The organism is Psychrobacter sp., from assembly GCF_036731945.1.
GTDB lineage: Bacteria > Pseudomonadota > Gammaproteobacteria > Pseudomonadales > Moraxellaceae > Psychrobacter.
In genome coordinates this window covers 1-5,948 of record NZ_DAINDI010000108.1, presented here as the reverse complement: position 1 = coordinate 5,948, position 5,948 = coordinate 1, and the positions used below count along the sequence as shown (strand labels likewise).

The window sequence follows — 5,948 nt, the reverse complement described above, 5'->3', positions numbered from 1 at the left end:
CGTGGTATCGGCAAGCGTGGTCGATAGATTATCCGCCACTGCATTTTCATTATTGCCACCAAGAATAGCGGTCAAAACAGGGTCAGTCATTGCTTGATTTAAGGTTGCCAATTTCGCAGTGATAATCGCACGGCTTTGTCCAGCGGTCGCGGCTGGCAGATGGCCTTTTGCTTTAGCAGTTAAACCCAATGGCTGGTCGATAGCGTTAGATTTCATCGTCTCAACCAATGATAGTAACGAGTTAAACCATTGGTTTAAACCTTGATCACTCTCAGCGGTTTTATCAATTGCTAGTAAATCAGTGGCATTTTGCTGCCAGTTTTTCTCGATATCTTTTAGACGTGCGCCTAAAGCACTGCTCGCGCTCATCACATATGCGCACTGCCCAGCATCCAAACTATCATTGGCATAAAGCACTTCTTCTAAGCCTGGCACGCCTTGCACGATGGCGCTCTCATTCGCCAACTGCTCGGCGGTAAGCTTGGGATTGGCAGCAATCAAATCAGCGACCCCGCTATGTACCAGTCCGCGCTCATCAGGATAGTAATTGATATATAAGTTACTCATGCTCGCCGTCGCTGGTCCAAAGTTAACCATCTCAGCGCTTGCCCAAGCTTGTGCGAGCACCAACCATTGGTCGCGCAATTCTTTTAGCGCATCACCGCTCACGGGCGCTTGCTGACAAGATTTCTTTGCCAAATCATGCAATAAATCACTCTGCTTTGCGGCATCTGCATAGGCTGGAATGACAATGTCATTTGCCACGTGGGTCAGATAGGTTTTTTCGGTATCAGGACTAATATCAACAGCGCTAATCTTATCTGCACTATTGTCTTTTTCAGCAGCAGCCTTAGAAGTAGCACCCTCTTGCGCGACTTGGCTATCTACCTCTGGTACTTTATTTTCTTCCGCAGGTTTGACACAGCTAATTAGAATACCAGCACTTAGCGCTGATAATGCCATTGCTAAAGCAGGGTTTATTTTCATAGATTTCTCAGTATTTGGATGAATATTGATATGAGTAATTATTTAACTTTGTACTTCTTACGTTGAATGACCATCGCTTTTAACGCTCATACGCTTATTTTTATAATGACTTTAAGAACGCATTCAACTCACTGCGTCCTTGTTTATCAAGCTTAAGTACTTTTTGCTTCTGCTTTTCCGCTTCGCCGCCATGCCAAAGTACCGCTTCCATCAAAGTACGCGCGCGCCCATCATGTAAAAAAGTCGCTTGTGGATCGACGGTTTGCGCAAGACCAATGCCCCACAAAGCAGGCGTGCGCCACTCATAAGAGTTGGCTAAAAACTCAACCTGTAAATCTTTCGATGGTAGCTTACCCGCAATGGTGCGATCAGCTAAGCCATCGCCCATGTCATGCAACAATAAATCGGTATAAGGATAAATCACTTGTCCGTGCTGCTCAAGATGGTCATCGTCGGTCTTTGGCAACTGATAACGTGGCGTATGACAGCTTTGACAGCCCATATCATAAAAGCGTTTTTTGCCTGCCAATACCAGCTTGTCTTCGGCATTACGGCGATGTGGCACCGCTAGATTACGGGTATAAAATTCGACGAACTTTGCCACTTCATCATTGACTTCGACAGGCGGCTTACCATTACCTTGCTCATCAGCACCTGTCACTGCATTCACACAAGCGGTCTGCGCTGGCATACACGATTCATGGGGACGGATATTTGAGGTCAGCCCCATATCCTCATTAAACGCACTTTGGTTTTGAGTAATCAGCTTGGTTTGACCCGCTTTCCAGCCAAAGCGTCCTAATGCCACTTTACCCGTTTGCGGATCCATGACCATATTAAATTTACCGCTAATATCGCTATTAGCCTCATTTGCCTTGCTTGCTTGCTTTTTAATGTCGTCATCGGGAATCTGCTCGAGTAGCCCAAGCCCAATCATTGGCAAGGCAACACGCGGCGACACCATCAGCTCAGCATCAAATGGACCATAACCGGGTTTGGTCAGATTGAAGGTTGGCGCGCGCAAGGTCTCGACATAACCATCAGCAAAAGTAACGGGTTTATCAGTCCACTGTACTACAATTCGAGCTTCAGCAGGGACGCCTTGCACACCGCGATCTTGCAGCTGACCGCCATACATAGGATGGACGACTTTTTCAATCAAGGAATCTTTCAGTTTTTGCCGCTGCACATCGGTAGTCGCCGGCATCGCAAGGCGAATCAGCAAGCTGTCGGCATCGTCATCAGCGCTCATCGGTGCATGACCGCGACCGTCTTTGATATGACAGGATTGACAGGCAGCGACGTTAAATAAGGCACCAAGCCCATCACGGCTATCGGTACTCGCCGGCGCGACCACCCAAGGTTGCCTAAAAAACGCATTGCCGATAAAGAAAGACCCTTTACGCGAGGCGGTGATATTTGAGGAAGGTTTAGAGTAGCTTTCGCTCGTGGTGATACTAATGCCTGTATCGCCACCTTGTTTGATTTCTTGCGCATCAAAGCTGGCAAGCTGCTGCATAGGGACGCCCGCTAGCGCTTCAATCGTTTGAGCACGCTCAGGCGTTATATTTTGCAAATGGCTATTGTCTTGGGCTTTATTGTCGTTATTATTGGCGGTGTCGTCCGTTGGAGATGGCTGGCAGGCGCTTAATGAGAGCACGCATGCCACTCCTAGCGATAGCTTTAATAGCAAATTTTTAAATATTAAAGGAGAATAAAACGCGGTCGATTGTTTGGCGGTTAAGACATTATTGCTACTCATAGGGAACCTTAGTTCTGGTATAGAACCATAAAAAACGCGTGCTGTAATTTTTTCACTTTTATTTGATAAGCATTTTTAATCAAAAAATATTTCAATTCGATAAATCATTGCTGCGCTATAAAAAAACACGCTGCCAACAGCGGTCGACAACGTGTATATTATACCCAAATTATTTTTCTATAAAAATAATTCTCATTCACTGATAACGACTCATCAGGCACATAAATACAGGCTATTAAGGTTTCTTAAATTGGAACCAAAAGCTCCATTTTAAATAACTGCCCTTTTAAATAAGCGCTCTCTTAAAACTGTGAACCTGCATCAGCGTCTAAATTATCAATGCCAACGGCTTTTGCTGCATTTTCAATACCATCGGTTAGCTGTTGTAAGCTTGTGATGCTACTTTCAATCCAACCGCGGCGTTTGTTTTGCTCTTCAGCAGAAATACCATGCTTGCTGGCTTGACCTACGGTTGCAATCATCTGATCGACCTTGATGCCTTCTTTCTCGGCTTTTTCAACGATGACTTTAAACGCTGCTTCGACGTTAGCAAAATCAGTCGCAAGTTTATCAGCCGCTTCTTTATTGCCCGTATCGACAAGATAATTCTTTAGTCCATAGCCGCCTACTGTCTTGCCAGCGACGGTTTTATAGCCGCCATTAAAGATATTTTGAATACCGCGAGCATTATTGGCATAGCTCAAATGGGTCAAATCACTAAAGCATTCATGCTCATCTTCGGTAGAGCCAGTGACGAACGCCACCTGTATACGCTCAGAAGCTAGCTCGCCAAGCGCTAAGCTGCCCATTTGATACATGATTTGACGCAGACCGTTTTTGTCTTTACGAGCCATCATATCGCTACGTAAGGTGTTTTCGCTATCAGGTTGCCACTGGGCTTCCATCGCGGTCAAATCATCGATCAATAACTGGGTAACCGCTTTTAGATACTGTCCACGGCGCTCGCAAATACTCGCATCTGGGTTTGTCGTATCGCCGCTGGTACATTCGCCCTCGGTCGTTATATAGTCGCTCACCGGACGATTACCTGCACCTTCACCAACGCCATTGGTATCTTGTCCCCACAGCAGAAACTCAATCGCATGATAACCGGTGGTGACATTGGCCTCACTACCGCCAATCTCGTTCATCTCAGCCAATAAGTCAGGCGTAATGGTGCTGGTATCTTGCTTGATACTACCAACCGTGATGCTCTTACTATTGATAATATTATCCTGACTGTTATATTCACCCTCATAACTGTCACTGACATAGTCAATCAAGGCTTCATCTAGCGGCCAAGCATTTACCTGTCCTTCCCAGCCATCAACGCTACCAAGCGCGCGTTTATCATCAGCGGTCACAAAGCCTTCGTCGAAGCGAAACACTTCAGTCTGTGAATATGGCTGACGCGCGGCTTTATAGGCAGTCTTTGCAGCGTCAAGATTGGCTTGGGTCGGCGTGTCTACATAAGTATTCACTGCTGTTTGTAAAAGTTTGGCAGTTTCTAAAGAATCTTTATAGGCAGCATGTGCCATATCAGCATAGCTAATTAACAAACGATCGATATGTGCCTGATCAGCAGCCGAAGACGTTTTATTGTCGCTGTTTTGGGTTGCTTGGACGTCGGTTTGCGCCTCTGACGCTGTGGTCTCATCAGACTGTTTGGTACATCCTGATACTAGCAGTATCCCTACCAATGCAGCAGCTAAAGTAGTCGGTAAAATTTTACGGCTTGTCGCTGGGCTGATATTCATACACGTCCTCGATGAGATACATTAGATAAAATGACAAAAGATAAAGTGATAAAAGGAAAGCTTAAAGACTTATAATTTCAATAAGATAAAATCCATTTAAACCCTAGTTAAATTTAAACGCCCGTTAAAGGCTGACAAAATTTAACCCCTGCAAATTATAATGTTATTGATAACTATTATCAAATATAATTTTTTGAATATTAGACGAATTTCAAGCAAAAAAAGACCAACTTTTCGTTGGTCTTTTTTAATTTATATTATATTTTAAATATCAGTAGCGATTAACGAACGCTGCTTGGCGCATTTACCGTTAGCTCAACGCGGCGGTTCTGCTGACGACCATAATCGCTATTGTTATCAGCGATTGGACGAGTCTGACCATAAGCAACCACGTTGATACGGTTACTAGCTACACCGCGATTAACCAAATAATTTCTCACAGAATTAGCACGATCACGTGACAAGTTCATGTTATAAGATGGGTTACCTACGCTGTCAGTATGACCAGCAATCGTAACTGTGTTTTGGTTATATTCATTCATCGTTGCCGCAAGCTTATCAAGCGTTGGTCTAAACGATGGGTTCAACGAAGCACTGTCAAAGGCAAAAGTAATGTTACCTGGCATAACCAGATCAATGTTACCGTTTGGGTTTGGGGTAACCGTAACGCCAGTACCCGCCATTTGCTGCTCTAGCTGCTTCGCTTGACGCTCCATGTAGTAGCCTACGCCTGCACCCAATGCAGCACCGATAGCCGCATCACGACCAGTCTTATCACCACCGGTTGCTTTTGAGATAGCAGCGCCGCCAGCTGCGCCAGCTAGTGTACCGATTGCGGCTTTGTTTAGACGTTGCTGTCCAGTGTTTGGATCAGTTGTACAGCCACTCAATGCTAAGCCTGATGCCAATGCTGCAACCACTAATGTATTACGCATAATATGTCCTCTTAAGTTGAAAAAATGGGCTATCAATATAGGGTATCGATAAATAAACGGTGTTTTTATAGATATTGCTTGTCACGAATATGCGTCAACAAACCTGTTTATTTGTTTATTCACACTTACTATTATTATTGCAATTACCGTCTATTTGTGTGTAATATTTTGTCACATCTATGTATGGAAAGTGCATAAGTATCTATAGTCTAGTGTTTATAAAAGCGCGTTGTTTGTTACCGCAAGTCACGTTTACAGTCGTACACTCTAATTATTTTCTGCTAACATTATCTTATAAAAACTTTGGTAGAAACATTTTACGAATTAAAAAGCCGAATAATAACTGGACTAAAATTAGGTCTTATCTAATATTAGTACTAAAACTTATTAGATAAAATGCGATTATAATTTGCTAAAACTTGTTAGAAAAATTAGCTGTATTTTTGAGATGATAGACCTCTTGCAAAAGTAGTTGTAAGACACAACGTATATTATTGAACTCTACTT

The 5,948-nt window shown here is 43.8% G+C and carries 4 protein-coding genes; all 4 read right to left on the bottom strand.

What is annotated here, in order from left to right; all coding sequences use genetic code 11:
* A partial coding sequence (locus V7D75_RS14115) for an imelysin family protein (RefSeq protein ID WP_333615071.1) occupies positions 1–987 on the bottom strand: 987 nt, incomplete at its 3' end.
* Between the two features lie 100 nt (positions 988–1,087).
* A complete protein-coding gene (locus V7D75_RS14110; RefSeq protein WP_333615070.1) occupies positions 1,088–2,749 on the bottom strand; it encodes a di-heme oxidoreductase family protein in 1,662 nt (553 codons plus the stop codon).
* 302 nt (positions 2,750–3,051) lie between these two features.
* On the bottom strand, positions 3,052–4,506 hold the full coding sequence (locus tag V7D75_RS14105) for an imelysin family protein (protein ID WP_333615069.1): 1,455 nt from the start codon (positions 4,504–4,506) through the stop codon (positions 3,052–3,054).
* A 281-nt stretch (positions 4,507–4,787) separates the two neighbouring features.
* Entirely contained in the window at positions 4,788–5,441 is a 654-nt protein-coding gene (locus V7D75_RS14100) for an OmpA family protein (protein WP_333615068.1), read from the bottom strand.
* Positions 5,442–5,948 lie beyond the last annotated feature (507 nt).

Bases quoted from the DNA above. Each gene is read 5' to 3' on its own strand.
- V7D75_RS14105 (WP_333615069.1), bottom strand. From the start codon at position 4,506: ATGAATATCAGCCCAGCGACAAGCCGTAAAATTTTACCGACTACTTTA.
- V7D75_RS14110 (WP_333615070.1), bottom strand. From the start codon at position 2,749: ATGAGTAGCAATAATGTCTTAACCGCCAAACAATCGACCGCGTTTTAT.
- V7D75_RS14100 (WP_333615068.1), bottom strand. From the start codon at position 5,441: ATGCGTAATACATTAGTGGTTGCAGCATTGGCATCAGGCTTAGCATTG.